At 64.7% G+C, this 26,464-nt stretch carries 26 protein-coding genes and 1 riboswitch; of the genes, 3 read left to right on the top strand and 23 right to left on the bottom strand.

The features are described from left to right. Window positions 1–9 precede the first annotated feature (9 nt). The 20 genes from HGI30_RS14445 to spoVAC all read right to left on the bottom strand — a co-directional run bounded on the left by HGI30_RS14445 (window position 10) and on the right by spoVAC (window position 18,511). Window positions 10–981 carry a carbohydrate ABC transporter permease gene (locus HGI30_RS14445; RefSeq protein WP_168908199.1) on the bottom strand — a complete coding sequence of 324 codons (972 nt, stop codon included), beginning with the start codon at window positions 979–981 and terminating at the stop codon, window positions 10–12. Window positions 982–1,000: 19 nt separating this feature from the next. Further along, window positions 1,001–2,323 carry an ABC transporter substrate-binding protein gene (locus HGI30_RS14450; protein WP_168908200.1) on the bottom strand — a complete coding sequence of 441 codons (1,323 nt, stop codon included), beginning with the start codon at window positions 2,321–2,323 and terminating at the stop codon, window positions 1,001–1,003. Continuing rightward, window positions 2,320–3,126 (bottom strand): metallophosphoesterase, encoded by an 807-nt coding sequence (locus tag HGI30_RS14455; protein ID WP_168908201.1) that lies wholly within the window; start codon window positions 3,124–3,126, stop codon window positions 2,320–2,322. Before HGI30_RS14455 ends, HGI30_RS14450 begins: the two co-directional genes overlap by 4 nt. Next, window positions 3,123–4,130, bottom strand: a complete 1,008-nt coding sequence (locus HGI30_RS14460; protein ID WP_168908202.1) for a metallophosphoesterase family protein — start codon at window positions 4,128–4,130, stop codon at window positions 3,123–3,125. Before HGI30_RS14460 ends, HGI30_RS14455 begins: the two co-directional genes overlap by 4 nt. Window positions 4,131–4,318: 188 nt before the next feature. Beyond that, on the bottom strand, window positions 4,319–4,966 hold the full coding sequence (locus HGI30_RS14465; protein ID WP_168908203.1) for a GntR family transcriptional regulator: 648 nt from the start codon (window positions 4,964–4,966) through the stop codon (window positions 4,319–4,321). Between the two features lie 98 nt (window positions 4,967–5,064). After that, complete coding sequence (locus HGI30_RS14470; protein ID WP_168908204.1) at window positions 5,065–5,838, bottom strand: class I SAM-dependent DNA methyltransferase; 774 nt, start codon at window positions 5,836–5,838, stop codon at window positions 5,065–5,067. A 22-nt stretch (window positions 5,839–5,860) separates the two neighbouring features. Then, window positions 5,861–7,219 (bottom strand): CvfB family protein, encoded by a 1,359-nt coding sequence (locus HGI30_RS14475; protein WP_206109923.1) that lies wholly within the window; start codon window positions 7,217–7,219, stop codon window positions 5,861–5,863. Further along, a complete protein-coding gene (rsfS, locus tag HGI30_RS14480; protein WP_168908205.1) occupies window positions 7,216–7,563 on the bottom strand; it encodes a ribosome silencing factor in 348 nt (115 codons plus the stop codon). The genes HGI30_RS14475 and rsfS overlap by 4 nt, the downstream gene beginning before the upstream one ends. Before the next feature lie 19 nt (window positions 7,564–7,582). Then, a complete protein-coding gene (gene yqeK / locus HGI30_RS14485; RefSeq protein ID WP_168909897.1) occupies window positions 7,583–8,152 on the bottom strand; it encodes a bis(5'-nucleosyl)-tetraphosphatase (symmetrical) YqeK in 570 nt (189 codons plus the stop codon). Beyond that, a complete protein-coding gene (gene nadD, locus HGI30_RS14490) occupies window positions 8,145–8,756 on the bottom strand; it encodes a nicotinate-nucleotide adenylyltransferase (RefSeq protein WP_168908206.1) in 612 nt (203 codons plus the stop codon). Before nadD ends, yqeK begins: the two co-directional genes overlap by 8 nt. Window positions 8,757–8,806: 50 nt before the next feature. Next, window positions 8,807–9,103, bottom strand: a complete 297-nt coding sequence (gene yhbY / locus HGI30_RS14495; RefSeq protein ID WP_168908207.1) for a ribosome assembly RNA-binding protein YhbY — start codon at window positions 9,101–9,103, stop codon at window positions 8,807–8,809. Window positions 9,104–9,147: 44 nt separating this feature from the next. Further along, on the bottom strand, window positions 9,148–10,047 hold the full coding sequence (gene aroE / locus HGI30_RS14500) for a shikimate dehydrogenase (RefSeq protein WP_407944990.1): 900 nt from the start codon (window positions 10,045–10,047) through the stop codon (window positions 9,148–9,150). Between the two features lie 33 nt (window positions 10,048–10,080). Beyond that, window positions 10,081–11,220 (bottom strand): ribosome biogenesis GTPase YqeH, encoded by a 1,140-nt coding sequence (yqeH, locus tag HGI30_RS14505; protein WP_168908208.1) that lies wholly within the window; start codon window positions 11,218–11,220, stop codon window positions 10,081–10,083. Then, window positions 11,217–11,744 carry a YqeG family HAD IIIA-type phosphatase gene (locus HGI30_RS14510; RefSeq protein ID WP_168908209.1) on the bottom strand — a complete coding sequence of 176 codons (528 nt, stop codon included), beginning with the start codon at window positions 11,742–11,744 and terminating at the stop codon, window positions 11,217–11,219. Before HGI30_RS14510 ends, yqeH begins: the two co-directional genes overlap by 4 nt. Window positions 11,745–11,982: 238 nt before the next feature. Further along, window positions 11,983–14,238 carry a DUF4129 domain-containing transglutaminase family protein gene (locus HGI30_RS14515; protein ID WP_168908210.1) on the bottom strand — a complete coding sequence of 752 codons (2,256 nt, stop codon included), beginning with the start codon at window positions 14,236–14,238 and terminating at the stop codon, window positions 11,983–11,985. Beyond that, window positions 14,225–15,508 (bottom strand): DUF58 domain-containing protein, encoded by a 1,284-nt coding sequence (locus tag HGI30_RS14520; protein ID WP_168908211.1) that lies wholly within the window; start codon window positions 15,506–15,508, stop codon window positions 14,225–14,227. Before HGI30_RS14520 ends, HGI30_RS14515 begins: the two co-directional genes overlap by 14 nt. A 2-nt stretch (window positions 15,509–15,510) precedes the next feature. Then, window positions 15,511–16,467, bottom strand: a complete 957-nt coding sequence (locus tag HGI30_RS14525) for an AAA family ATPase (RefSeq protein ID WP_407944991.1) — start codon at window positions 16,465–16,467, stop codon at window positions 15,511–15,513. 184 nt (window positions 16,468–16,651) lie between these two features. Then, window positions 16,652–17,002 (bottom strand): stage V sporulation protein AE, encoded by a 351-nt coding sequence (gene spoVAE / locus HGI30_RS14530; protein ID WP_168908212.1) that lies wholly within the window; start codon window positions 17,000–17,002, stop codon window positions 16,652–16,654. Further along, window positions 16,999–18,018, bottom strand: coding sequence for a stage V sporulation protein AD (gene spoVAD / locus HGI30_RS14535; RefSeq protein ID WP_168908213.1), 1,020 nt, complete (start codon window positions 18,016–18,018; stop codon window positions 16,999–17,001). The genes spoVAE and spoVAD overlap by 4 nt, the downstream gene beginning before the upstream one ends. 1 nt (window position 18,019) lies before the next feature. Further along, the gene (spoVAC, locus tag HGI30_RS14540) at window positions 18,020–18,511 is read right to left on the bottom strand and encodes a stage V sporulation protein AC (protein ID WP_206109924.1); all 492 of its coding nucleotides are present in this window, start codon (window positions 18,509–18,511) and stop codon (window positions 18,020–18,022) included. 330 nt (window positions 18,512–18,841) lie between these two features. On the opposite strand from spoVAC, the gene HGI30_RS14545 reads away from it, so the two are divergent. The 3 genes from HGI30_RS14545 (at window position 18,842) to HGI30_RS14555 (ending at window position 23,613) form a co-directional block, all read left to right on the top strand. Next, window positions 18,842–20,095, top strand: coding sequence for a CynX/NimT family MFS transporter (locus tag HGI30_RS14545; RefSeq protein ID WP_235680136.1), 1,254 nt, complete (start codon window positions 18,842–18,844; stop codon window positions 20,093–20,095). Between the two features lie 964 nt (window positions 20,096–21,059). Further along, a riboswitch (purine riboswitch) is annotated at window positions 21,060–21,158 on the top strand. 49 nt (window positions 21,159–21,207) lie between these two features. After that, complete coding sequence (locus HGI30_RS14550) at window positions 21,208–22,680, top strand: NAD(P)/FAD-dependent oxidoreductase (protein WP_168908215.1); 1,473 nt, start codon at window positions 21,208–21,210, stop codon at window positions 22,678–22,680. 150 nt (window positions 22,681–22,830) lie between these two features. Beyond that, window positions 22,831–23,613, top strand: coding sequence for a 3-keto-5-aminohexanoate cleavage protein (locus HGI30_RS14555; RefSeq protein ID WP_168908216.1), 783 nt, complete (start codon window positions 22,831–22,833; stop codon window positions 23,611–23,613). A gap of 56 nt (window positions 23,614–23,669) precedes the next feature. Here the strand turns inward: HGI30_RS14555 and HGI30_RS14560 are convergent, their stop codons facing one another. The 3 genes from HGI30_RS14560 to HGI30_RS14570 are packed head-to-tail and all read right to left on the bottom strand — an operon-like array spanning window position 23,670 to window position 26,268. Next, window positions 23,670–24,518: a MetQ/NlpA family ABC transporter substrate-binding protein gene (locus HGI30_RS14560; RefSeq protein ID WP_168908217.1), complete on the bottom strand. Its 849-nt coding sequence runs from the start codon at window positions 24,516–24,518 to the stop codon at window positions 23,670–23,672. Between the two features lie 53 nt (window positions 24,519–24,571). Then, a complete protein-coding gene (locus tag HGI30_RS14565; protein WP_168909901.1) occupies window positions 24,572–25,231 on the bottom strand; it encodes a methionine ABC transporter permease in 660 nt (219 codons plus the stop codon). Window positions 25,232–25,263: 32 nt separating this feature from the next. After that, window positions 25,264–26,268: a methionine ABC transporter ATP-binding protein gene (locus tag HGI30_RS14570; RefSeq protein ID WP_168909902.1), complete on the bottom strand. Its 1,005-nt coding sequence runs from the start codon at window positions 26,266–26,268 to the stop codon at window positions 25,264–25,266. Between the last annotated feature and the right edge of the window lie 196 nt (window positions 26,269–26,464).

A 26,464-nucleotide genomic window follows, 5' to 3' on the forward strand; every position in this document is an offset into this window, starting at 1 on the left:
CGCCTCCTGTCAGTTGTCATAAAAGCTGAGCCTGCGCGAAAGCGCCATGAACGCCGCGGCGAGCACGCCGAAGCCGAGGAAGAACACGACGGCGGCGGCGGAGCTCGCCCCGATGTTGAACGTCTCGAAGCCGTTTTGCCAGAGCAGGTAGTAGATATTGGTCGTCGAGTTGAACGGGCCTCCTTGCGTCAGGACGTTGATGTAGGCGAAGCTCCATTCGGAGGCGAACAGCAGGTTCATCATCGCCAGGAACAGAATCGTCGGCGACAGCAGCGGCATCAGCACGTGCCGGATGATCTGCCAGCGGCTCGCGCGGTCGATCTGCGCCGCCTCGACGTAATCCTTGCTGATGCCGGTCAGAGCCGCCGACAAGATGAGCGTGCTGAACCCGATCAGCTTCCAGCCGGTGATGAACGTAATGGACCAGATCGCCCAGCGCTCGTCGGTGAAGAAGCGGATCGGCTCCTCCAGGCCGAGCAGCGGCATGAGCGCGCGGTTGACGATGCCGTTGACCGGATGCATCATCCAGCGCCATACCGACGATACGGCGACCGGCGCCATCATCATCGGGACGAAGATCAGCGCGCGGTACAGGTTGCCCCAACGCCGGGCGATGCGGTCCGTGCCGATGGCGATGACGAGCGGCAGCAGCAGCGAGAACGGCAGTACGCCGATCGTGTAGACGAGCGTGTTGCGCAGCGCCGCCCCCATCTCCGGCAGCTCCAGCAAGCGGCGGAAGTTGTCCAGTCCGACGAACGTCTTGGGCGAAGTCGGCAGCAGGTTCCATTGATAAAAGCTCAGCTCGAACGTTTCGACGAGCGGCTTGTAGATCCAGAATCCGATCGAAAGCAGGGCGGGCAGAAGATACAGATAGGGCTTGAGCCGGCCCGCGCGGGCAAGCGTCAGCGAACGCGCGGCGGACGCGCGGCGCGCGGAAGGACGCGGCGTCCTTTTGCGGGCTTCGGCCAGATGGATGCTCATAGGTGAAGCGCCTCTTTTCCTATTGGATCAGCGCCTGGGCGCGCCCGGCGGCATCCCGGAGAAGGACGGCCGGATCCTCCGTGCCGAGGATGGCTTTGGAGACCGCATCCTGCAGGATCGTCTCGATCTGCTTCCAGTTCGATCCGGGATAGGATACCCAGGGACGGAGCGAATCGAGCTGCTCCAGATTCGGCTTGACGAGCGGATGCTTCTCGACCCAGTCCTTCAGATACTCCGGGTCGTCGACGATCGAGGGACGCAGCGGCAAGTAGCCGATTTCGGATGTGATGATCGTATAGCCGCGCTTGCTCGTGACGAACTTCAGGAATTGCCAGGCCGCCTGCTGCTTGGCCTTGTCGTCGCTGAGGATGAAGAGGGCGCTGCCGGAGTTGACCGGCGTCGTCGGCTTGCCTGCGAAGGCCGGCATCTTGGCGGTGCGCAGCTCCCAGCCTCCGGCTTCGGCGCTCGCCAGGAACGAGCTCTGCAGCGCGCTTGTGAACAGCAGCATGCCGCTCTTGCCCTGGCTGAACGCCTCCATGGCTTCGCCCTGGTTCATGGAGTTGCTTGCACCGCTTTGAATCATGTCCTGCCACATGGAGATGGCCTCCGCCGCCTCCGGCTCGCCGAAGCGAATCGTCTTGCGGTCGTCGGACAGCACGGCTCCGCCGTTGCTGCCGATGACGGCCTGGATGATCCAGTCGCCGCCGGTGGCGCCGTTGATGTGGACGCCGGCCGCGCCGGTTTTCTCCTTGATCGCCAGACCTGCTTCCCTGACTTCTTCCCAGGTCCGGGGCGGCTGCTCGGGATCGAGGCCCGCCTGGCGGAACAGGTCGGCGTTATAGAACAGCACCGGCGTGCTGAACGTGAACGGCAGGCCGTACGTCTTGCCGTTCAGCTGCCCGAGCTTCAGGCCGCTCGGGGAGAAGTCCTTGAAGTTCTCCTCCATCTCGTCGGCCGGCACGATGTCCTCGAGCGGCTTGGCGCCAAAGTTGTTCACCGCGAAATCGAGGCCGTCGAACGTCAGCTGCGCCACGTCCGGGGCGGTGCCCGCGACGATGTCGGCCTGCACCTTGGCGTTGATGTCCGTCGAAGCGACCGGCACCGCGTCGATCTTGACGTCCGGATGGGCCGCCTCGAACTCGGCGATCAGCTTTTTGGTGCCCTCCACCTGGCTCGCGATCGCCAGATTGTAGCTGTAGAACTTGAGCGTAACCGGCTCGCCGCCGCTCTCGGCAGCAGGACCGCTTCCCTCTCCGGTCGCGCCGTTCACGCCGCCGCAGGCGGCGCTCGTCAGCAGGACGGCCGCAGTCAGCGCGGCGGCTCCGTATCGAATCTTGCTCATGCGTGCATCTCCTCCGCTGTGTATTCGAACAGAAGCGTCTGGTCGCCCGGCAGCATCGCCGGATGGCAGATCATCCGTCCGCTCTTGACGAGAACGAGGTTGTAGGCGCTGCTGTCAATAAAACGCATGCTGCGCCGTGCGGTCGGGTCGATGCCGAACGCCGCCCCGGACGCCGCGAAGCTCGGGATGCCGCCGAACAGCCCGGCGCTGTGGAAGTGGATGTGCCCGGATAGCAGCCCGATGACGTCGCTGCCCTCGATCGCCTCCAGCAGCCGCTCGGGACGCTTCAGCAGATGGCTGTCCATCGTCTCCGACGGCGTCTCCACGACCGGATGGTGGAGGCCGATGACCGTGCCGAGCGGAGCCGGCTCCCGCAGCTCCCGGCGCAGCCAGGCGAGCTGGGTGTCGTCCAGCTCCCCGTCATGCGAGCCGGGAACCTGGGTGCAGAGCATGACGACCCGCAAGCCCTGCTCCTGCACGGAGTACCAGTACGGCTCCTCGCTCGCTTCCTCGCCGAGATACCCTTCCCGGAACAGCGGCCGCGAATCATGGTTGCCGAGCCCCACATGGACCGGCACGCCGAGCTTGCTTCCTTCCTCCTGCAGGAGAGTCCGCAGATGACGGTAATCGTCGGCGTCTCCGTCATGCACGAGGTCGCCGGTGACGAGCACGAACGCCGGCTTCTCGCCGAGCTCGCCCAGCTGGCCGAAGATGGCGCGCAGCCTTGCTCCGGCGTCGATGCCGAACAGCGGCGTCTGGCCCGGCTTGTTCACATGTGTATCCGTAATATGGGCAAAGATCATTTCAAGGCCCCCTCTTGTCCTTCAGGATGATGCGGCTGCGGCGCGTAGCCTTCGATGCGCTTCATGCCGCCGAGCTCCAGCACGCGGTAGTCGGGACGGCCGTCCTGCATCGATACCCAGAGCACGAGATGCTCGCTCTCCGGACCGCTGCCGTGCCCGTGGCCGCCGGTGCGGCCGAGCTGGATCCACTGCTGATCTCCCTCCGCCGTATGCTCCATCGCATGGAGATGGCCGGCGAATACGGTGAACGGCCGGTCATGAAGCATCTCCATGATCCGCTCGTAGGCAGGCGATTCGGATTTCCAGCCGGGCTTGTGCATCGTGACGAACGTCCATTGCACGTCGGCGTTGTCCGCCAGCACCTGCTCGGCGAAGCGCAGCTGCCTCTCCCCGATCGCCACGTCGATGCGGGAGAGGCCGACCAGCTCCGACGGCTCCATCCGCTCCATGATCGACTGGAAAAAGAGCCGCATATGATCGTCGCCGCGTTCCGGCTCCCGATGGAACCGGTCCGTCGCTTCCTTGATGACATCAATCAGCGCGTCCGGCATCTCGGTCGGCGGGTCCTCCGTATTCAGCATCAAAAACAGCACGCCGCCGACCCGCAGCGCATAGTGGCCGTACCCCTTGCGCTCCTCCCACACGCGGCGCATCAGCTCGCTGCCGACGTCGTGGTTGCCGACGACGGGGAAAAACGGCAGGCCCATTTGTTCCACCAGCCCGTCCAGCTCGTCCCATTCGGCATGCGCGCTGTCCACGTCCCGCCAGTACCCCTCGATCAGATCGCCGACCGCCAGCACCAGATCGGGACGCAGCGCGCGAACGGTTTCCAGCGCCTCCTCGAACACGCCCGGCGTCATCATGCCGCAGCGGTCGCCGAGCACCGCGAACGATCGCAACTCCCCTTCCAGCTCGCCGAACCATGGCTTGCGCATGGCCCCGGCAGCCATCGTCGGCCGCCCGTCTCCCCCATCCGTCCAGATCCGAAACGGCTGTTTGTCCATTTTCCCCACGCTCCTCGTTCGTCTTTTCTCAACCAGTATGCAAGTTGTATGTAAGTAGAGCGTCAACCGGGCCTAAAGGTATCGTAAACATAGGGGGCTTTCCCGGCAGCATTTGACAGATCAAGAAAAAAGACGCCTGCTCAGGGCAGGCGTCCGTCGGGACAAGTTGGGCTCTGGATGACGATGGATTACATCATCCCGGAATACGCCAGCTGGCGCGTCGTCCGGTCGTAGTTGTCGAGAATGGCTTCCTTGGCGGATACGATCCGCCCTTCGCGCAGCGCCTCGTACACCTGATCGTTCGTCCAGCCGCTCCACTGCGGCTTCGGCTCGGGATGCTGCTTGCGGAACGTGACCATCCGGCAGATGAACTTGCTTCGGCATAGGTCGAGCACCTGCATCATGAATTCGTTGCGGCCTGAACCCAGCATGATGCCGATGAAGTCGAGCGCCGCTTCATAATAGCCGGCATAGTCGTCCGCCTCGCGGGCGGCCAGCTGCTTGTCGAGGCAAGCCTTGAGCCGCTCGAGATCGAACGATCGCTGTCCGGCCGCAGCCAGGTCGAGCGTGAACAGCTGCATGGAGACGAGCACCTCGTAGATCTCGCAAAATTTGCGGAACGAGATTTCCTTGACGAGCACGCCGCGTCCTTTGAAGCTTTCCAGGAAGCCGTCCCGCTCCAGCAAGGAGATGGCAGCCCGCACCGGCGTGCGGCTCATGCCGAACTCTGTCGCGAGCTCGTTTTCCGAGAGCATGACGCCGGGCATGTAGACGCCGTAGACGATGCGGTGGCGCAGCTTTTCGTATGCGGTCTTTTCAAGGCTTTCCTGAGTCATCGGTCGCATGTCCTTTACGCTTGAGATGGACTGTATGATACCAAACGAAGCCGTTCTTGAAAAGTAAAGAAACGGTAAAGCCGGCGCGCCGCCCGCGGCTACTTCACTGCTGCGAAGAACAGCCGCTCGGACTCTTCGGTCGGCTCCTGGAGCCGGAAGTCCGCGTAGCGGTCGACGCGGGAGAAGCCCGCCGCGCGCAGCGCGGAGACGATCCAGTCCGGATCGTAGGCGCGCTGCTGATGCACTTCCTCGAAGCGGACGAACCGCCCTTCCCGATCGGACTCGTCGCGCGCGAAGATCGTCAGCTGATGGCGGATCTCGACGCGCTCGTCGTCGAGCTCGGACGTCCAGATGTAGCCGACGTCGCGCTCGTCGAGCGTGAACGGCTGCTCCTCGGCGTAGCGCCGAAGCGTGAGCGGCGCGTGCACGTCGAACAGCAGCGCGCCTCCCGGCTTCAGTCCGCGATAGGCGGCGCGGAACGCCGCCTCGACATCTTGCTCTTCCGTCAGGTAGTTGAGGCAGTCGCAGAAGCTGATCGCCGCGTCGACCGGCTGCGGCAGCTCCCAGTCGCGCATGTCCTGCTGCAGCCAGCGGACCGAGCCTGCGCGCGGACGGATCGCCTGCTGCGGCGTCTCGTCCCACTTGCTGCGGGCGATCGCCAGCATGTCGGCCGACAGGTCGATGCCGTACACGGTAAAGCCGGACTTAGCGAGCGGAATCGCCAGGCTGCCGGTGCCGCAGCCGAGATCGGCGACGGTCTCCGGGATGCCGTAGCGGTCCCAGCACTCCCGCATGAAGCGGATCCAGTCCGGATACGGCATGTCCTCCATGAGCCGGTCGTAGACGCCGGCGAATTGACGGTACGCTCTCATCGCGTAAGCATCTCCTTCCTGGCTAGCGGCCGCGTTTCGGACTTCCGGGCGGCCTTTTTCCCGCTCCGCCGTCTTTCGGACCGGAGCGAGCCGGACGGGCCTCGTTCATTCGAGGAGCATCCGGCCGGCCGGCGTTCGGACGCGAGGCGTTCTGGCGTGCCGCGTCGGGGCGGGAAGCGTCGGGACGGGCAGTGCCGGGACGGGAGACGCTGGGCCGGGCCGCATCGGGACGGGAGACGTTGGGCTGGGCCGCGTCGGGGCGGGGGGCCTTCGGCGCTTCGGCGCCCGCGCCGGTCGCTTTTTGCATGCCGCCATGCGTCCTGCCCGCATTCGGACGTGCGGCGCTCGAGGCGCCGGGTTTCGCGGCTTCCGCCTGCGCAGCGCCTGCTCTTGTCCTCGCTTCCGCCTTGGCCGCCTGCGCGGCCGCCCTTTCGGCTTCCGCTTTCGCCGTCGCCGCTTTGGCCGACTCCGTTTGGAACGCCGCGGCTTCCTCTTCCGTCAGCAGCTTCGTCCAGCTGCCCTCCTGGCGGACGAGCCCGTCGCGCATCAGCTTGCCGACCGCGCGCTTGAACGCCGACTTGCTGATGCCGAACTTGTTCTTGATGAGCTCGGCCGGCGTCTCGTCAGAGTAAGGCATCGCGCCGCCCGGACGCTCCTTGATGAAGTCGAGCAGACGGTCCGCGTCCTCGATCCGGCCGACCTGCTTGAGCTTGCCCATCGACAGGTTGACGCGGCCGTCCTCGCGCACGAACGTGACGCGCGCGCTGACGCGCTGGCCGAGGCGCAGCGGCTCCGGCCGCTCCGCCGCCGGAATCATGCCGTACGCGCCGAAGCCGACGACGCCCCCGTCGAGCACGACGAACGAGCCCATCTGCAGCGTGCGGCTCACCCAGCCTTCCTTCCATTCGTTCTTCCAGGCGCCAGGCGCGGCGAACACATGCTTCGCCAGATCCTCCTCGCGGGCGAGCTTGGCGAGCAGGCGGCCGCTCTTGTCGTGCGTCAGCGTCACGAACACCTCGTCGCCGGGCAGCGGCCGCAGGTCGATCAGCTCCGGCAGCTCCGAGACCGGCAGCAGCAGCTGGCGCCCGAGCCCGATCTCGAGGAAGCAGCCGAGCCGCGGGTGGATGTCCGCGACGGCGAGACGCTTCAGCTCGCCGAGCCCGATCAGCGGCTTTTTGAGCGTGGCGGAGAGGCGGTCGTCCGTGTCATGGAACAGGAACGCCTCGACCTCCATGCCCTCCTTGATCTTGACGCCGTTCGTCTCGGAATAATGCAGCAGCACTTCCGAATCCTCGGCGTCGCCTAAAGACAAAAAATAGCCGAAGGGCGACACTTCGCGCGCCACCCTCAGCTTCATCGTCGATCCGGCGTACGTCGTCATGCGAACTCCACGACTTTGGCATCGGACCAGAGCCTCTCCAGGCTGTAATAATCCCGCTCGTCGCGGTGGAACACATGCACGACGACGTCGCCCAGGTCGATCAGCACCCAGCGGGCCGTGTCCATGCCCTCGATGCCGCGGATCGTCACGCCGCCCTCCTGGGCGCGCTTGCGGATTTCAGTGGCGATCGCCTGCACCTGCGTATCGGAGTTGCCGTGGCAGATGACGAAATAATCCGCGACGAGCGAAACTTCCTTGAGATTCAGGGCGACGACGTTGCCGGCTTTTTTGTCTTCGGCCGCTTCGACGGCGGCTTGCAGCAGTTGTTCGGGATTCAGGGCCATTCCGTTGCCTCCTTGGGCTTTAAGTGATTGTATTGGTGCGAATGAGGCCGTTGCGGGCCGTTACGGTCAGCGGATAGATGCGCTTGCCCTTGTCGAGCAGGAAGCGGATCGTCGAGTCGAAGCCGGCCGCCAGCGCGGCGTCCAGATCGCTCTCGGCGAGCTCGCGGATGCGCTCGACGCCGGGAAATTCGCGGCTCGGCTCCATGTAGTCCGCGAGGCAGACGACGCGGTCAAGCCGCGTCATGGACTCGCGGCCGGACGTATGCCAGCGCACGGCGTCCAGCACTTCGGCGTCGGCCACGCCGAAGTCCTTGGCCGCGGCATAGGCGCCGGCAGGAGCATGCCACAGCTCCTTGTCATAGTCCAGCACGTCCAGATCGACGCCCTCCTCGCGGATATAGGCTTCCATCCGGTCTACCGGCCAATACTTGGCCAGGTCGTGCAGGATGGCGGCCAGCTCGGCCTTGGCGGGGTCGGCGCCGAAACGCTCGGCCAGCACGATCGACGTCTCGATGACGCCCTGCACATGGCGCCAGCGGCGCTCCGGCATGCCGGAGCGGATCGTCTCGATCATGCGCTCCTTATCCATCATGGCGGTACAGCCCCTTTGCGGTCAGATAGCCGAGCACGGCGTCCGGCACGAGATAACGCGCGGACAGTCCCGCGGCGAGCCGGGTGCGGATCGCCGTCGAGGAAATGTCCAGCTGCGGCATCGGCACGCGGATGACGCGCTCGCGCAGAGGCTCCGGCAGCGGCGGCATGAGCGCCGGGTCGGCCGGCTTGCCGTCGTCCGGACGATCGACGCCGATGAAGCGGATGCGCTGCGCCAGCTCGTCGATCCGGTGCCAGAGCGGCAGATCGCGGATGCGGTCGGTGCCGACGATCAGGTGGAACTCGGCGTCCGGCTCCAGCCGGCTCAGCTCGTCCACCGTATCGTACGTGTAGCTGATACCGCCTCGCCGCAGCTCCAGGTCGAGCACGCGGAAGGCCGGATGGTCCTCCGTCGCGAGCTCTGCCATGCGCAGCCGCTCCTCCGGCGAAGCGCCGGGCGCTCGCTCCTTGAGCGGCGGCCCGGCGTTGGGAATGAACCAGACCTGCTCGAGCCCGCAAGCCTCCATGGATCGCTCGGCGGCGACGAGATGCCCGATATGGATCGGGTCGAACGTGCCGCCCATCAGTCCGATCTTGCGCATCCGCCTTCCTCCTTGTCGCGATCTCCGCTCGGCTCACGCGGCGGCGAGCCTTAGCGCGGGAGCTCGATCGTCTTGTGGTCCTTGGACTCCTTGTACAGGACGATCGTCTTGCCGATCACCTGCACGAGATGCGATCCGGAGCCTTCGGCCAGCTGGGCGCCGACCTCGCGCGGATCCTCGTCGCAGTTGTTGAGCAGGTTCACCTTGAGCAGCTCCCGCTTCTCGATCGCTTCCTCGATATGCTTCACCAGCTGCTCGTTGTAGCCGCCTTTGCCGATCTGGAAGATCGGGGTCAGGTGGTGGGCCAGCGCGCGCAGATGGCGCTTTTGCTTGCCGGTCAATGTCATGAACGTCACGGTTCCTCTCTGTTTCGTCCGCCCGAAGGCGGAAATCAAGTCGCGGACGGGACCTGCAGCGCCTGCAGCACGGTCTCGCGCATCGCTTGCGCGGGGGCCGTCAGTCCCGTCCAATATTCGAAGGCGTAGGCGCCTTGGTAGATGAACATCCCGAGGCCGCCGTGCGTGCGGCAGCCGCGCTCGCGCGCGCCGGCCAGCCAGGCCGTCTCCAGCGGATTGTAGATGAGATCGCTGCAGACGGCGTCCGGCCGCAGCAGCGAGATGTCGACCGGCATGTCGGCCACGTACGGATACATGCCGATGGACGTCGTGTTGACGACCAAGTCGGCCCGGCGGATCGCTTCGTCGGCGTCCGCGCCTGCCGAGGCCAGCGCTTCGATGTTCCCGCGCCCGGCGAAGGCGGCCGCCAGCTCGCTTGCCCGCGACTCCGTGCGGTTGAGCAGGCTCACCCGCTCCGGCTCCTCGCCGAGCAGCGCGTGCAGGATGCCGCGCGCCGCGCCGCCGGCGCCGATGACGGCGATGCGCTTGCCCTTCAGCTCCGGCATGGCTTCTTCCTTGAGCGAGCGGACGTAGCCGATGCCGTCCGTATTGTAGCCCGTCAGCATGCCGCCGTTGTTGACGACCGTGTTGACGGCTCCGATCAGGCGCGCCCCTTCGTCGACGAAGTCGAGATGCCGCATGACGTCGAGCTTATGCGGAATCGTGACGTTGACGCCGCGGATGCCCATCGCCCGCACGCCGAGCCAGAAGTCGCCGAGCTTGTCGGGAGTCACGTGGAACGCCGCATAGACGCCGTTCACGCCCGTCTCGCGGAAGGCGCGGTTCATCATGATCGGAGATTTGGAATGGCGGATCGGATCGCCGATGACGCCGAACAGCGTCGTCGAGCTGTCGACGGCGATCCGCTCCGATCCGTCAAGTCGGGTCTGCATCATAAGTCCTCCTGCTTGCGGAATGTGGCGCGGCTGCTAGATGAGCGCTTCGCGGACGAGCACCTTGACGCCTTTGGACACGTACACTTCGACCTGGGCGCCGCTCGTGCCGTTGACCCGGATCCAGCCGAGGCCGGAGATGAACACATCGGACTCGCTGCCGCGCGGAATCCGCAGCGAATGGCGCGTCCAGGCCGGCATCTGCTCCAGCTCCTCGGCCGTCGGAGGCGCGAGCAGCTCGCCTTTGTGCTGGGCGTACAGGTCGTCGGCGCGTTCCAGCTTCGTGCGGTGCACCTTGAGCCCGTTGGCCGTATACAGCGTGAAGCTGAGGTTCGCGCCCCGCGTGTAGTCGAAGCGGACGAGGCTGCCGAAGAACAGCGTCTGCCCCGCATCGAGCTGGTACACGAGCGGCTTGATCGGCTTGTCGGGCAGCAAGGCGCCGAGCACGCCGCGCGGCACGAGCTCCGTCAGCCGCGACGGATAGACGATGCCCGGCGTGTCGACGATCGCCTTGCCGTCGTCGAGCGGGATGCGGATCTCGTCGAGCGTCGTGCCGGGGAACCGCGACACGGTCAGCTCCCGGTCCAGATCGCTGTAGTCGGAGATGAGACGGTTGATGAGCGTCGACTTGCCGACGTTCGTCGCGCCCACGACGTAGACGTCGCGGCGGCCGCGCAGCTGCTCCACGGACTCGACGACGCGCTCGAAGCCCATGCCTTTCTTGGCGCTGCACAGGACGACGTCGACCGTTCGCAGCCCCTGAGCCTTGGCCTGGCGCTGCACCCAGTTGCGGATGCGGTTGTAGTTCGTGCCCTTGGGCAGCAGATCGATCTTGTTGACGACGAGCAGCACCGGATTGGCGCCGACGAACCGCTGCAGGCCCGAGATCAGGCTGCCCTCGAAGTCGAACAGGTCCACGATATGCACGACAAGGCTGTCGGTGGACGCGATGCCGCCGAGCAGCCTCAGGAACTCGTCGTGATCCATCGATACCTGAGCCGCGTCATTGTAGTTGCGGATGCGGAAGCACCGCTGGCAGATCGCCCCTTCCGCTCCGAGCGCGGTGGCGGGCACATAGCCCGGCCGATCCTTGCTCAGCGTCTGCAGCTCCGCGCCGCAGCCGGCGCAGGACGGCTTGTCCTTCTCTTTTCCTAATGGCTTCCCTTGCTTGCTCACTTGCCTGTTTCCTCCTCCTGCCACAGGCCCTTGCGGCGCAGCCGCGTCAGGGCGATCCGCTCCAGCACTCGGTTGATCCGGGTGCCGAAGCCTTCGTCCAGCGGCGCGATCGGGGAGACGAGGATCGTGTACAGTCCCATCCGCTTGCCGCCGAGCACGTCGGTCATCATCTGGTCGCCGATGACGACCGTCTGCTCCGCCTCCAGCCCGAGCACGACGAGCGCCTTGCGAAAGGCGCGCGTCGATGGCTTGCGGGCGGCGTGGATGAACGGAATCGACAGCGGCAGCGCGAAGCGCGACACCCGGGTCTCGTGATTGTTGGACACGACGACGACCTGGAAGCCGAGCTCGCGCACCTGGTCGAGCCAGGCGATCAGCTCCGGCGTGGCGAGCGGAATCTTCGATCCGACAAGCGTGTTGTCGAGATCGGTGATGATGCCCTTGACGCCTTTGCGGGCGAGCAGATCCAGATCGATATCATATATAGATTTCACGCGCATGTGCGGCACCAGCCGTTCGAACATCGCTTAGTCTCCCTTGCTATAGAGCCTGCTTGTCTTACGAAACTATACCATAGTACAGGATGCGGGCGCAAAATGGAACCTCCCGCGAAAAAGCGCGAAAAACCCCGAACCAGGGGCTGGGTCTCCAGCTCCTCGTTCGGGGTGTGGAATCGCTCTCGGCGCAGCTTCGGAGCAGCCACTTCGCGGACTGCGGCCGGCTGCCCGGCCGTCCGAGGCGGATGGCGCAGCCGGCCGGCGATCAGCCCGGCGAACGCAGCCGTCCGCTCAGCTCGCGGATTTTGGCGGCATACGAGTCGGCTTCCTCGCGGGTCGCCGGCCGAGCGCCGTACTTCGTGCGCTCGAACAAGGCGAGCACCTCGCTCAGCTCCTGCTTCAAGAAGCGGCGCTGGCCCGACCAGCGCTCCACCGCCTCGCGCAGCGTCTCGTGCTCCGCCTTGGCGAGGCCGTGGCGGCGGGCCGAGCGGATGAGCCGCTCGGTCTCCCAGACGATGCGCTGCTCGGCTGTGAGCGAGCGGGTCCGATAGCCTCGCCACAGGGCGGCGAGCTGCTCGCGGCGGAGGAAGGCGAACCCCGCCGCAGCGGCCGCCAGCAGGCCGAGCCCCGTCCAGCCGAGCCATCTCGGCAGGAGCGGACCGGCGGCGTCGGTTGGAGCCTCCGTCGGTTGCGGCGCTTCGGAAGGAACCGGCAGGGCGCTCGGCTCCGGAGCTTCCTCGGCCGCGGCCGAGGCGTACGGGAAGGCGAAGCCCGGCGTCGGCTCGAACGGAATCCAGCCATAGCCCTCGAAATAAATCTCCACCCAGGAGTGGGCGTCCGAGTTGCGCACGGTATACGTGTCCTCGCCGCTGGAGTCGACCCTCTCCGCCGCCTCGCGGCCCCCTCGCATCATCGCTTCGGGGTCGATCGTGCCGGAGCCCGGGGCGTAGCCCTTCACCCATCTGGAAGGCAGACCGACGGAACGGGCCAGCACGGCCATCGCGCTCGAGAAGTAGTCGCAGTAGCCTTCCTGGATCTCGAACAGGAACGAATCGACGAAGTCTGCGCTCTTCTTCTTGGTGAGGTCGGGCTCGTTCGTGTACGGATACGTCGTGCTGAGATACGTCTCGATCGCTTTCGCCTTGTCGTAGTCGGACGACGCGCCGGCCGTAATCTCGCGGGCGAGATCGGCGACCCGGCTCGGCGTTTTTGAAGGCACCTGGGTAAAATATGAAGCGATTGAACCTTGCATGGCAGCTGGAGCCAATTTAAGTTCATCCGTCAGCACGACCTGCTCGGAGCGGATCGCATAGCTGGATGGGTAATCGTTTTGAGTTGGATCCGGAATGAGCTTTTCCTGCCCGTAATCATAGAGTATCCGTACGCGAACGCCGTCTTCGCGTTCCGCCAAATGGACCGAAAGCACGGAAGGCGCAGCAAACAGCACCGGGAACTTGTCCTCGCGCAGCATCTTGAACGTCTGGCCAATTTCAACTGTCTCTGCTTTAGTTAGCTCGACCGGATTGCCGATTTCAGTATTCGGCGACAAGTCAATGACCGCATTCAACGACTCGCTGGCCTTCCATCCCTCACCGCTGTAATAATCCTTCGTCTCTCCCCGCCAGTAGCTCTTATGGGTGGACGTCACCTCCATGACCGGCGAGTAGTCGAAGTTGAAGCCGCCGCCGAGCTTGCTGTCGTCCCGGCTGTAGCCGGACTTGGCCGATTTCTTGGAGGAGGCCGGGGCGATGCCCTTGTCGCCGACGAAATTCTGCACCGCCAGCCCTCTCGACTCTTGCCACGCGGTATATGGGTCCTTGAGCAGCGGCGGGATTTCCGGCGCCGCGAGGCCCGCCGCCATGACGAGCGACAGCACGAGCACGATCGGCAGCAGCAGCTGCAGCGGGTAGCGCAGCAGCCGCCGCCAGCTGACCGGATGCCGCTGCTGGAAGCCGGCGTAATGCTCGGCGACCAGCCAGACGAGTCCGGAGAAGACGACGATCGCTACGCTGTCCCACAGATAGATCGGCGTGAACGAGTCGGAGATCGCCAGCACGAGCAGGTTGACCGTCGTGAAGCCGATGATGCGGATCCTCGCCCGGTTCCATGCCGCGAACATCGCATAGACGACCCACACGGCAAGCGCGATCTCCCAAAACGGATGCAGCAGCTCCGCCCCGGCGCGGATCGTCTCGCCGATGCCGGCTTGAGGCGGCTGCGTGCTCCAGTCGACCGGAGCGAGCTGCAGCACGACGACGACGACCGCGAGCAGCTGCGCGGGAAGCCGCAGCAGCCGGCGCACCGGCAGCAGCTCCAGCAGCGCGGAGACAGCCAGCACCACGTACACGATCGTATAGGTTTCTTCCCACCACAGCTCCTCCAGCACCGAGACCGTGCTGCCGATCATGACGGCAGTCAGCAGGCTGGACAGCGCGAGGAACCAGCGCGCCCGCGCCGGCGGCAGCAGCCGCTCCAGACCGCGTGCGCCCTCTTGCCTGCGCATCGGCTCAGCTTCCAGCATCGGCGGCCGCCTCCCTTCCGCTCAGCGCCGCAGGCAGCTCTTCCAGGCTGCGGATCGCGTAGATCGGGCCTGCGGCATAGTCGGCCAAGCCGTCGGCAGGCTGCGCCTGGCCCTCCGCCAGCACCCGGATGCAGCACGGGTTGTGGCCGCGCCGCGCCAGCCAGCCCATCGCCTGCCGGATCTCGTCCAGCGGGGCATCGGTCACGAGCAGCGTCATCGATCCGGCTTCCAGGATCGGGTCCGCCCTCAGCACCGCCTGCGCCAGCCGGTCGGAGCCGTCGCGGCCCGCCTCGGTCAGCAGCTCCATCGCCCGGTGCAGCTGATCGCCGCCGCTGCGCGCCTTGAGCGCGGCCGGGACCGCCGAAGAGCACCACAGCCCCATCGACGTGCCGCGCTTCATGCCGTGCTCGAACAGCGAGGCCGCAGCCGATACGGCCGTCTCGAACCGCTCCGACTCGCCCGCTCCGCCGCGGACGCAGGCGTCAAGCAGCACGATGGTGCGGGGAAGCGCTTCCCGCTCGAATTCCTTGGACTTCCACTGGCCGGTCTTCGCCGTCGCGCCCCAGTGGATGCGCGAGAGGCGATCGCCCGGAATGAACTCGCGGATGCCGTTGATCTGGGTCGTCTCGCGCGAGGAGCGCGGCGCTGCCGAGTGGGAAAAATGCCCCTTGGCTCCCCGGCTGACGCGGTCCCAGCCGGGCACCGCGATCGTACTCGGCCGGACGGAGAATTCTTGCTCCTCGACGAAGCTGCCTTCATGCTCGAGGAATCCGAAGACGTCCTTCGTCGCGCAGAGCGTCGGCAGGAAGCGGTAGACGCCCCGCCGCAGCGGCGGCGTCGCGAAGTCGACCGAGCCGCTGCGGCGCATGCTCGGGACGAAGCTCACCTCGAACGGAATCGTCTCCCCGCCGTTGCGCTCGAGCCTTTCCTGGACGAGCACGTAGGGGACGGGATAATAGCCGGGCAGCCGCAGCTCCATCTCCACGAGCAAGCTGTCGCCCGCCGCCAGCACCCGGCTGTCGGAGCTGCCTGCGGCCGGTCCGGCCGCTGCGGATGCGGAGATCCGGCGCGTGCCGGAGATGCGTCGGATGCCGCTCCAATACCCGAGGATCAAATAGAGGATAAGGCCGTTGAAAATGCAGAACAGCATGACGGCGGTCTTGCCGCCCTGGAACAGCATGTACAGCAGGCTGCTGACGTAGAGCGAGGCCATCAGCCCCCAGCGGCGCCGCGAGCGGACAGGGCGTCGATCCGTGGCTGGCCGTGCCATGCTCATCGCTCCAGCCGGACCGGAGCCTTGGTCCGCTCGACGACATCCTGGACGACCGTCTCGGGACGCACGCCCCTGAGCCTGGCGGACGGCTGCAGCAGCAGCCGGTGGGACAGCACATGCGGCGACAGCTGCTTGACATCGTCGGGGATGACGTATTCGCGCTGCTCGACAAGCGCACGAGCCTTGGCCGCGCGCATGAGCGATACGGCCGCGCGCGGACTGGCGCCGAGCTGCACGCCCTCATGCTCGCGCGTGCCTCGCACGATGCGCACGAGATAATCGGCCACGGCTTCGTCGGCATGAATCCGCTCCGCCTGCTTCTGCAGGTCGATGATATCGGAGATGGACGCGACGCGCTCCAGCGCATCGGCAGGATGGCCGCTCTGACGTCCCAGCACCATCCGCTTCTCGTCCGCCTCGTCCGGATACCCGAGCGACAGCTTCATCATGAAGCGGTCCATCTGCGCCTCGGGCAGCAGATAGGTGCCTTCGAACTCGATCGGGTTCTGGGTGGCGATGAGGATGAACGGGGCCGGAAGCGCATGCGTCTCGCCGTCGACCGTCACGCTGCCTTCCTCCATCGCCTCGAGCAGCGCGGACTGCGTCTTGGTCGTGGCGCGGTTGATCTCGTCGGCCAGCACGAGATGGGACATGATGGGACCAGGACGGAAAATGAACTGTTCTTCGCGGGGATGATAGATGGTGAGGCCGGTAATATCGGTAGGCAGCAGGTCCGGATTGCATTGGATACGCCGGAAATCGCCGCCGATGGAACGGGCAAGAGCTTTGACCAGCTGGGTTTTGCCGGTGCCGGGAACGTCCTCCAGCAGCAGATGGCCGCCGGCCAGAAGCGCGATCAGGACTAGCTCGATCTCCCTCTCCTTGCCGAGGATGACGGATTCCAGGTTGCTGCGGATGGACGAGCATAGCCGCATGTGAGGGGCATAGACTTCCAAGTCGACAACTCCTTCCCGAATTCAACATCGAGTGCGCCAGCGATATGGGACGCTGGTCTTATTAGTTTACAGGAACCGGGATGACTCAACAACAAATCCCAATCCGCGCGAAATGCCAAAAAAAATTGGAGAATCCTCCAATACGGAGGATTCTCCAATCAACGATTCACCGGGCCGAAAGGTTTCATCCTTTCGGACGGACGATCAGCGCCGCGAGGAACGAGAAGATGATGGCGGAGCTGATGCCCGCGCTCGTCACCTTGAAAATGCCGGAAATGACGCCGATCCAGCCGGTGTCATGCAGCTCCGTCAGCGCTCCGTGCACGAGCGCGTTGCCGAAGCTGGTAATCGGCACCGTCACCCCCGCGCCGGCGAACTTGACGAGCGGCTCGTACCAGCCGAACCCGTCGGCGATCGCGCCGAGCACGACGAGCAGCGACATCGTATGCGCCGGAGTCAGCTTGACGATGTCGAACAGCAGCTGCCCGAATACGCAGATCGCTCCGCCTATGACAAACGCCCACAGGTAGATCATGGCTGCACCTCGTTTCTTTCAATGGATACGGCATGAGCGATGCACGGAATGCTCTCTCCCTGCTGGAACGAGAGCGGTGATAGCAGAGCGCCGGTGGCGACGACCAAAATCCGCTTCAGCTCGCCTTTCTCGATCCGCTTGAGCAGATGGCCGTACGTGACGACAGCCGAGCAGGCGCAGCCGCTGCCGCCCGCCTGGACTTTTTGGCGATCGACGTCATACACCATGAGGCCGCAATCGGCGAACACGGTCTGCTCCATCGGCACGCCGCCGCGCTTGAGCAGGTCGGTCGCGATCCGGTGGCCGACCGTCGCCAGGTCGCCGGTGACGATCATGTCGTAATCGCCGGGCGAGCGTCCGGTGTCGGTCAGATGCGCCTGGATCGTATCGACCGCGGCCGGAGCCATCGCCGCCCCCATGTTGAACGGGTCCTTGACCCCGAGATCGACGATGCGGCCGATCGTCGCGCATTCGACGACCGGCCCGCTGCCTGCGGGAGCGACGATCGCCGCGCCGGCTCCCGTAATCGTGTACTGGGCGGTCGGCGGCTTCTGCGAGCCGTATTCCGTCGGATAGCGGAACTGCTTTTCCGCTGTGCAGTTATGGCTGCAGGTTCCCGCGAGCACATGCTTGCCGTTGCCGGAATTGACGATCATCGAGGCGATCGCCAGCGACTCCATCGAGGTGGAGCAGGCGCCGAAGACGCCCAGATACGGCACCCCGAGCGTGCGGGCCGCGAACGTGTTGCTGATGATCTGGTTCATCAGATCGCCGCCGACGTAGAACTCCAGCTCGTCCTTGCCGATGCCCGCTTTTTTGATCGCCAGATCGGAAGCTTGCTCCAGCAGCAGCCGCTCGGCTTTCTCCCAGCTTTTCTGCTGCAGGTCGAGCTCCGGGTGGACCAGGTCGAAGTCGGCCGCAAGCGGCCCGTCTCCCTCGTCCGGTCCGACGACCGTCGCCGTGCCGATGATGACGGGCCGGTTCTCGAACCACCAGGTCTGCTTGCCCTTCTTCATGTCACTGCCCCCCTGTGCCGAGGATCAGATGCGCGATGCCGACGAAAAATGCCGCGACGGTGCCGAAAACGATGACCGATCCCGCCAGCTTGAACATGTTGGCGCCGACGCCGAGGACAAGTCCCTCGCTCCGATGCTCCAGAGCGGCGGAGCACATCGAGTTGGCGAAGCCCGTCACCGGCACGGCCGTTCCTGCTCCCGCCCACTGGGCGATCTTGTCGTAGACGCCGAGGCAAGTCAAAATGACCGACAGCAGAATCATGACCGCAACGGTCGGGTTGGCCGCCTTTTCGGCATCGAAGCCGAACGCGTGCATGAAGAATTCCTGGACGCCTTGGCCGATCAGGCAGATGAACCCGCCGACAAGAAACGCGCGGATGCAGTTGCCGAGCACCGAGCGCGCCGGTTCCCGATTTTTCGCGAACGCCTTGTACTCCTTGGGAGACATCGTCATCTTTTTGTAGTCTCCGCCTTTATCGCTGTTGTCTGGCATGTCGAATCCCCCTGTCTGGCCGCTTGGATCGGCACGCGGTCCGCCGCGGCAATCGGCCCATGGTTTGACGATAGTATGAGCTTAGCCGTCAGGCCTTATCCTTCCGTTCCCGAACGCCTATCCCTCAAAAACCTTCCGCTCGTGAACGAGGACGGCGAAGGGAATCCTACTTCCGCAGGCCGCTACCGGCCCTTCGCCGCTTTACATCTATGCCGAAAAGCCTGCCAACCGTTTACGAAAAGGTCCAGATGCGCTATAGTACGTGTCAGACCGTTTCAAGACCTTACATCTTATGTCACGACAGGCATGTCAGAAAGAAGGGCTTTATCCATGACTACTCTCTCCTCTCCATCCGGACGGCGTCCGGCATGGCTCCTCATCGCGGGCATCCTGCTCATCGCCGCCAACATGCGCGCGGCCATCACCTCGGTCGGTCCGCTGCTCGACCGCATCGCCGCGGACTACCGCCTGAGCAGCGAGATGTCCGGCCTGCTCACCTCGCTGCCGCTGCTCGCCTTCGGCGCGATGTCGCTGCTGGCGCCCCGCCTGGCCGAGAAGCTCGGCTCCGAGCGCTCGCTGCTGTACGGCCTGGCGCTGCTGCTCGCCGGCATGCTGGTGCGGGCGCTGCCCGGAACGGAGGCGCTGTTCGCCGGCACTGCCCTGCTCGGCCTGGCGATCGCCGTCAGCAACGTGCTGCTACCGAGCCTCATCAAGCGCGATTTCCCTGCCCAGATCGGACTGCTGACGGGATCCTACTCCGTGACGATGAGCGTGTTCGCGGCGATCGCCTCCGGCGTGTCGGTGCCGCTCGCGGCGCTTCCCGGCTGGGGCTGGAGCCGCTCGCTGCTGCTTTGGGCACTGCTCGCCGCGCTGGCGTTCGCGGTCTGGCTGCCGATCAGCCTGCGCTCCAAGAGCCATCCTGCCGCCGTGTCTCCGCAATCGCCCGCGCGCATGCTGCGCTCGCCGCTCGCCTGGCGGATCACGCTCTACATGGGCCTGCAGTCGCTCACGTTCTACGCGACGATCACCTGGCTGCCGGTGCTTTTCCATGAGCGCGGCTTCAGCGCCGCCTCGGCGGGCTGGCTACTCATGCTGATGCAGCTCGTCAGCTTGCCAACCTCGTTCTTCGTTCCGGTCTGGGCGAGCCGCATGCGTTCCCAGGTGCCGCTCGTCGCCATCGCGGGCGCTTTGTCGCTGAGCGGCTATGCCGGATTGCTCTGGGGCTCGACATCGCTGTCCCTGCTCTGGATCACGCTGCTGGGACTGAGCCAAGGCGCCACGATTTCGCTGGCGCTGACGTTCTTCGGCCTCCGGACCCGGACGGCGGCAGAGGCCGCCCGGCTGTCGGGCATGGCCCAGTCGATCGGCTATCTGCTCGCCGCGTTCGGTCCGGTGCTGCTCGGCACGCTTCACGACCGGACCGGCTCGTGGAATCCGGTGCTGGCGGTATTGCTGCTCGTATCGCTCGTCGTCGTCGCGCTCGGCCTCGGCGCCGGCCGTCCCGGCACGATCAGCGAGCCGGACGGCGGCAGCGAGCTGCGTTCCCCGGCCGGCAGCGGCAAGCTGACCGGACCGGCACGTTGACGGACCGGCTAGGCATGATGGCGGACCTGTCCGGCAGGAACGGCGCGGCATGTTGACGGATCGGTCCGGCATGAACCGCACGGCATGTTGACGGATCGGTCCGGCATATGGAAAATCCCCGTCCTCGAGGAGGACGGGGATTTTTTGCATGGGGAAGTCTTTGGAGTTGAATTTGACAGCCATCTGCGGATTCACCTAAAAGACGCCTCTGAGTGAATGCTTCCCGCATTAAAAGTGGAGGAGGACCTCTTGGAAATACAGAAGCAGCATGGCGGCTGATTCTAGCGCGATTGAGCGGATTGGCGAGCAGGAGGGACGCAGCGACGGCACATTTTTGCCCTGGATCCGCCTGGGGCGGCCCGATGATTGAGATCCAGGGCACTTTCCTGACTTGGATCCGCCTGGGGCGGCCTGAACCGGTTCAGCCTGGGGCGGGCCGATGGTTGAGATCCAGGGCACTTTTCTGCCCTGGTTCCGCCTGGGGCGGCCCGTTGGTTAAGATCCAGGTCACTTTTCTGACTTGAATTCACGGAGCGGCACGCCAAGGAAGGCAGCCCTCCAAGGTCGGTCGTGGATCCAGGGCACTATTCTGCCTTGGGATTCACGAGAGCGGCGCGACCAGAGGGACAGCTCTCCAGGCTCGCTCATGCAATCTCCGGCGACGACGCTTCCTGACTCCGTTTTGCAAGCTGCGAAGGCGTCCCCCTGCCGCTGGGCCAGCTTGGAGAGCGTGAAGGAACGGATAGCGGCTCGGATTTTTACCGTTCAAAACCAAACCCCTTTCGAAAATCGACCTCAAATCAATCTCAAATCAATTTCAATCCAATCGCACCACGCTCATAAATGTTCGTGTTTTGACCATTAATCTTCGTCATGACCCAAAATACTCTTTAATTTCATTAATATTAACGAATGTTTACAAGAAAACCCGTTGACACATCCGTCTTCATGGGATACCATAACACCTGTCGCCGATAGGCGCGTTCGTATATCCTCGGGGATCGGCCCGAGGGTCTCTACAAGGAACCGTAAATTCCTGGCTACGAACGGGTTGCTCTTTGCCTACCCGTTTGCAGCCGGGAATTTTTGCGTCCAAAAGGAGAATGAAGGTCATGGGAAAATATGATGTCATCGTCGTCGGGGCCGGTCCGGCCGGAATCTTCGCCTGCTACGAGCTCACGCTCAAGGCTCCGCAGCTGAAAGTGCTGCTCGTCGACAAAGGCCACTCGATCGACCGCCGCAGCTGCCCGATTCTCGAAGAGAAGATCCAGCTCTGTCCTCCGCCTGCGGGCAAGAAGGAATTCGCCGGCTGCCTGCCGGCCTGCTCGATTACGGCCGGGTTCGGCGGAGCAGGCGCGTACAGCGACGGCAAGTTCAACATCACGACCGAGTTCGGCGGCTGGCTGACGGACTATCTGCCTCCTTCCCAGGTGCTGGAGCTCATCCGCTACGTGGACGGCATCAATCTCGAGCACGGGGCGACGACCGCGATCACCGATCCGACGACCGATACGATCCGCGACATCGAGCAGCGCGGCTATGCCGCCGGCCTCAAGCTGCTGCGCGCCGAGGTGCGCCATCTGGGCACAGAGCAGAATCTCGCGATCCTGAAGTCGATCTTCGATTATCTGCAGACTCGCGTCGACATGCGCTTCAAGACCGAGGTCGAGGACCTGGTTACCGTCAAGGAGAACGGCGCGCACCGCGTGACCGGCATCGCGATCCGCGAAGGCGAGACGCATGAAGCCGATGTCGTCATGGTCGCCCCCGGCCGCGACGGCTCCGCCTGGCTGACCGAGGTGCTGAAGCGCCGCCGGCTCAAGATGCACAACAACCAGGTCGACGTCGGCGTGCGCGTGGAGACGAGCGACGTCGTCATGCGCGAGATCAACGAGCATCTATACGAGGGCAAATTCATCTACAACACCTCCGTCGGCACGCGCGTGCGCACGTTCTGCAGCAATCCGTCCGGCCATGTCGTCGTCGAGAACCATAGCGGCGTGATGGCGGCCAACGGCCATTCCTACAAGGACCCGGCGCTCGGCTCGTCCAATACGAACTTCGCGCTGCTCGTCTCGCACCGCTTTACCGAGCCGTTCGACAAGCCGAACGAGTACGCGCGGGAAATCTGCCAAAGGGCCAACGACCTGTCGAGCGGCGGCGTCATCGTGCAGAAGTACGGCGACATCCTTCGGGGACGCCGCTCCACCTCGAGCCGCATCCGCGAAGGCTTCCTGGAGCCGACGCTGCATGAGGCGGTGCCGGGCGACCTCGGTCTCGTGCTGCCCTACAACACGATGCGGAGCCTGATCGAGATGGTCGAGGCGCTGGAAAAGGTGACGCCGGGCATCGCGTCCGAGCACACGCTGTTCTACGGCGTCGAAGCGAAGTTCTACTCCGCCCGACCGAAGCTGACGAACGACCTGGAGACGGAGATTGCCGGCTTGTACTGCGGCGGCGACGGAGCCGGAATCACGCGCGGCCTCGCCCAGGCCGGCGCGGCCGGCGTCTGGATCGCGCGCGCCATGCTGCGCCGAAAAACCGGCAGCGCCGCCGGAACGGAAGCGGCTGTGCCGGCGCTCTGATCGGACTCTTTTTCCCGAGACGGCTGCCAGCTGTTGCGGCCCCCACAGCCGCTTTCAGCGAAAGCATCCAAAAACATGCAGGACGAAGCCGAATGCCGGCTCGTCCTTTTTTGCCGTTCGGGGTAAAAGAAGAAAAGGAGCTGATGTGCCATGCGAACGGTCCGACTCTCGCGGGAAACTGTCCTATGGAATCTCAAGCGGTTGGACTCCGCCTTGCCGTTGCAGGCATGCCTCAACGGAGCCCGTTCTCCCGGCAGCCACCCGGCCTTGCCGCTGTCGCCGGAAGAGCTCGCCGCAGACGCCGCCGAGGCGATCCGGGCGGGCGCCTCCTCCCTCCATCTCCATCCGCGCGGCGCCGATGGAAAAGAGACGCTGGCCGCGGCGGCGGTCGCAGACGCGCTGGCGGCCGTCCGCCGGGCGGCGCCGGACGGTCCGGCCGGCGTATCGACGGGAGCGTGGATCGTCCCCGACATTCGGGAAAGGCTCGCCTGCATCGCTTCATGTACCGTCCTGCCCGACTTCGTGTCGGTGAACTGGCATGAGGAGGGCGCCGAGCTCGTCGCCGCGGCTTGCCTGGAGCGCGGCATCGGCATCGAAGCCGGCTTGTTCCATCCCGCTGCGCTGCAGGCATGGGCCACATGGAGAGGCGCTGCTTCCTGCCTCCGCGCGCTCGTGGAGCTGCCGGACGGCCTCGACGAGGACGCGACGGCTGCGAAGGCCAAGCGGATGCTCGCTGATCTGGATCAGACCGGACTCGGAGTGCCCGTGCTGCTGCACGGCGAGGGCAGCTCCTGCTGGCCGGCGCTTCGCCTCGCCGCCTCGCGCGGACTCGGCACGAGGATCGGCCTCGAGGATACGCTCCGGCTGCCGGACGGCTCCCCCGCTTCCGGCAATCGCGAGCTTGTGGCCGTCGGGGCGGCTTTTTACCGCTGAGGAGCGCCAAAAAAGCCGTCCCCGTAATGCCGGGGACGGCTTTTGGTTGATGCGGTTTAGAAAGCAGCGACGATCGCGCCTTTGTACGTCTCGTCGATGAAGGCCTTCACTTCTTCGCTATTGAGCGCCTTGGCGAGCTTCTGGATCGCCTCGGAGTCCTTGTTGTCCGGACGGGCGACGAGGATGTTGGCGTATGGGGAATCCTTGCTCTCGATGAAGAGGGCGTCCGCTGTCGGGTTCAGGTCGGCTTCGAGCGCATAGTTCGTGTTGATGACGGCCAGATCGACTTCGCCGAGCACGCGCGGCAGCGTAGCGGCTTCCAGCTCCTTGAACTCGAGATTCTTGGTGTTTTCCGTCACGTCCTTCACCGTAGCGGCGATGCCGACGCCATCCTTGAGTTTGATGAGGCCGTTCTCGGCCAGCAGCGCCAGCGCGCGGCCGCCGTTCGTCGCGTCGTTCGGGATGGCGACGGTCGCGCCGTCCTTCAGCTCGTCGACGGACTTGATCTTGTCGGAGTAAGCGCCCATCGGCTCGACATGCACGTTCACGACCTTCACGAGGTCATAGCCGCGCTCCTTGTTCTGATCGTCCAGGTAAGGCACATGCTGGAAGAAGTTGGCGTCCAGCTGCTTCTCATACAATTGCACGTTCGGCTGCACGTAGTCGGTGAACTCCTTCACGACGAGGTCGACACCTTCCTTGGCCAGCTGATCCTTGATGTGATTGAGGATCTCGGCATGCGGGACCGCAGTCGCTCCGACCGTAATCGTAACCGGCTCGGCAGCGGCGCCTCCGCTGTTCGCGGCGTTGTCCGCCGGAGCATTGTTGCCTTCGTTCTTGGCGCCGCAAGCGGCGAGCGATACGGCCAGCGCCGCGACGGTGATTCCTTTGAGCCATTTGTTCATGGTTAACCCTCCTGTAGGTTCTCTCTATTTTCTAAAGAATGGATCGCTTAGGTTCACTTGCGGCTGATCTTGCGCACGAGCCAGTCGCCTAGCATCTGCAGCAGCTGGACCAGGAGGATCAGCACGACGACCGCGACGATCATGACCTCGGTCTGGTACCTCTGGTAGCCGTAGCGGATCGCCAGGTCTCCGAGACCGCCGCCGCCGACGACGCCCGCCATCGCGGTGTACGAGACGAGCGTGATCGCCGTCACCGTGACGGCCGCCAGCAGGCCGGGACGGGATTCGCGCAGCAGCACGCGCCGCACGATGTCCCACTTGGACGCGCCCATCGCCTGGGCCGCTTCGATGATGCCGCGGTCGATCTCGCGCAGCGCCGTCTCGACGAGCCGGCCGAAAAACGGCGCGGCGCCGATAACAAGCGGCGGAATCGTGCCCGCGACGCCGATCGTCGTGCCCGCGATCTCCTTGGTGAGCGGCATGACGGCGATCATCAGGATGATGAACGGCACGGAGCGCAAAATATTGACGACGAAGGAGAGGAAGGAGTAGATCACCGGTAGGTAGAGCAGCTGCCGGCTGGACGTCAGATAGAGCAGGACCCCGATAACAAGGCCGAGCGCGATCGTGAACACGAGCGACAGGCCGAGCATCGACAGGGTGTCCTGCGTCGCCGTCCAGATCTCGGCCGGATCGATGCGGCTCCAGTCCATGCCGTTCGAGCGGAGCGCCGGGATGAAGCCGGTCATGGCAGCACCTCCACGTCGATGCCGCTGCTTTTCAGCGAGGCGATCGCTCCGTCGATGTCCGCCGGACTGCCGCTCAGCTCGACGAGCAGCTGGCCGTACGGCGTATGCTTCATCCGCGACACCGTCCCTTGCAGGATGGCGCACTGGACCGCGCTGCCCTTGACCGCCTCGAACAGCACCGGCTCGTACGTCTCCTCGCCGACGAAGTGCAGCCTCGCCAGCTTGGATCCGGCACGCCGGGGAAGCGCGGCGCCGCCCTCGAGCTCGGACAGCTCGTCCGCGAACTGCTTGGTCACGCCATGCGAAGGACGCAGGAACACGTCCAGCACCGGCCCTGCCTCGACGATGCGCCCGGCGTCCATGACCGCGACGCGGTCGCAGATCGAACGGATGACCTGCATCTCATGGGTAATGAGGATGATCGTCAGGCCGAGCTGCTCGTTGATGCGGAGCAGCAGCGAGAGGATCGAGCTGGTCGTCTGCGGATCGAGCGCCGAGGTCGCCTCGTCGCACAGCAGCACGGCCGGCTCGGCCGCGAGAGCCCGCGCGATGCCGACACGCTGCTTCTGCCCCCCGGACAGCTGCGACGGATACTTGTCTCCATGCGCCTGCAGCCCGACGAGCTCCAGCAGCTCGTCCACGCGCGCCGCCTGCTCGATGCGGCTCTGGCCCGCCAGCACGAGCGGGAACGCGATGTTCTCCCGCACGGTGGCGCTCGTCAGCAGGTTGAAATGCTGGAAGATCATGCCGATCCGCCGGCGCTCCGCCTGCAGCTGGCGCTGGCCGAGCGCCGTCAGATTCCGGCCGCCGAACAGCACCGTGCCGGAGCTCGGACGCTCCAGCAGGTTCATGCAGCGGATCAGCGAGCTCTTGCCCGCGCCGGAATGGCCGATGATCCCGAAGATTTCCCCCGGCTCCACCTTGAGCGAGACGTCCTTGACGGCTTCGACTGCTCCACCTCGTCCTGAATAGGACTTGGTCACATGCTGCAACTCAATCAGGCTAATCCCTCCTGGACAACACCGCCCGTCAATATTCCTACAAAACCAAGTGATTTAAGTGGTATTATAGAGTCTGACCTATTATTTGTCTATAGCGGCTTGCATGAATTTTAGATTGCGAAAGGAGCAGCCAAAGCATACCCCAGATTATCAAACAACTTATTTTAAAGGTACCCGAAAATAGTGTCAATGCACC

Origin of the sequence: Paenibacillus albicereus, assembly GCF_012676905.1 — a bacterium.
Lineage (GTDB): Bacteria > Bacillota > Bacilli > Paenibacillales > Paenibacillaceae > Paenibacillus_O > Paenibacillus_O albicereus.

Bases quoted from the DNA above. Each gene is read 5' to 3' on its own strand.
- HGI30_RS14445 (WP_168908199.1), bottom strand. From the start codon at position 981: ATGAGCATCCATCTGGCCGAAGCCCGCAAAAGGACGCCGCGTCCTTCC.
- HGI30_RS14450 (WP_168908200.1), bottom strand. From the start codon at position 2,323: ATGAGCAAGATTCGATACGGAGCCGCCGCGCTGACTGCGGCCGTCCTG.
- HGI30_RS14455 (WP_168908201.1), bottom strand. From the start codon at position 3,126: ATGATCTTTGCCCATATTACGGATACACATGTGAACAAGCCGGGCCAG.
- HGI30_RS14460 (WP_168908202.1), bottom strand. From the start codon at position 4,130: ATGGACAAACAGCCGTTTCGGATCTGGACGGATGGGGGAGACGGGCGG.
- HGI30_RS14465 (WP_168908203.1), bottom strand. From the start codon at position 4,966: ATGACTCAGGAAAGCCTTGAAAAGACCGCATACGAAAAGCTGCGCCAC.
- HGI30_RS14470 (WP_168908204.1), bottom strand. From the start codon at position 5,838: ATGAGAGCGTACCGTCAATTCGCCGGCGTCTACGACCGGCTCATGGAG.
- HGI30_RS14475 (WP_206109923.1), bottom strand. From the start codon at position 7,219: ATGACGACGTACGCCGGATCGACGATGAAGCTGAGGGTGGCGCGCGAA.
- rsfS (WP_168908205.1), bottom strand. From the start codon at position 7,563: ATGGCCCTGAATCCCGAACAACTGCTGCAAGCCGCCGTCGAAGCGGCC.
- yqeK (WP_168909897.1), bottom strand. From the start codon at position 8,152: ATGGATAAGGAGCGCATGATCGAGACGATCCGCTCCGGCATGCCGGAG.
- nadD (WP_168908206.1), bottom strand. From the start codon at position 8,756: ATGCGCAAGATCGGACTGATGGGCGGCACGTTCGACCCGATCCATATC.
- yhbY (WP_168908207.1), bottom strand. From the start codon at position 9,103: ATGACATTGACCGGCAAGCAAAAGCGCCATCTGCGCGCGCTGGCCCAC.
- aroE (WP_407944990.1), bottom strand. From the start codon at position 10,047: ATGATGCAGACCCGACTTGACGGATCGGAGCGGATCGCCGTCGACAGC.
- HGI30_RS14510 (WP_168908209.1), bottom strand. From the start codon at position 11,744: ATGTTCGAACGGCTGGTGCCGCACATGCGCGTGAAATCTATATATGAT.
- HGI30_RS14515 (WP_168908210.1), bottom strand. From the start codon at position 14,238: ATGCTGGAAGCTGAGCCGATGCGCAGGCAAGAGGGCGCACGCGGTCTG.
- HGI30_RS14520 (WP_168908211.1), bottom strand. From the start codon at position 15,508: ATGGCACGGCCAGCCACGGATCGACGCCCTGTCCGCTCGCGGCGCCGC.
- spoVAE (WP_168908212.1), bottom strand. From the start codon at position 17,002: ATGATCTACCTGTGGGCGTTTGTCATAGGCGGAGCGATCTGCGTATTC.
- spoVAD (WP_168908213.1), bottom strand. From the start codon at position 18,018: ATGAAGAAGGGCAAGCAGACCTGGTGGTTCGAGAACCGGCCCGTCATC.
- spoVAC (WP_206109924.1), bottom strand. From the start codon at position 18,511: ATGCCAGACAACAGCGATAAAGGCGGAGACTACAAAAAGATGACGATG.
- HGI30_RS14545 (WP_235680136.1), top strand. From the start codon at position 18,842: ATGACTACTCTCTCCTCTCCATCCGGACGGCGTCCGGCATGGCTCCTC.
- HGI30_RS14550 (WP_168908215.1), top strand. From the start codon at position 21,208: ATGGGAAAATATGATGTCATCGTCGTCGGGGCCGGTCCGGCCGGAATC.
- HGI30_RS14555 (WP_168908216.1), top strand. From the start codon at position 22,831: ATGCGAACGGTCCGACTCTCGCGGGAAACTGTCCTATGGAATCTCAAG.
- HGI30_RS14560 (WP_168908217.1), bottom strand. From the start codon at position 24,518: ATGAACAAATGGCTCAAAGGAATCACCGTCGCGGCGCTGGCCGTATCG.
- HGI30_RS14565 (WP_168909901.1), bottom strand. From the start codon at position 25,231: ATGGACTGGAGCCGCATCGATCCGGCCGAGATCTGGACGGCGACGCAG.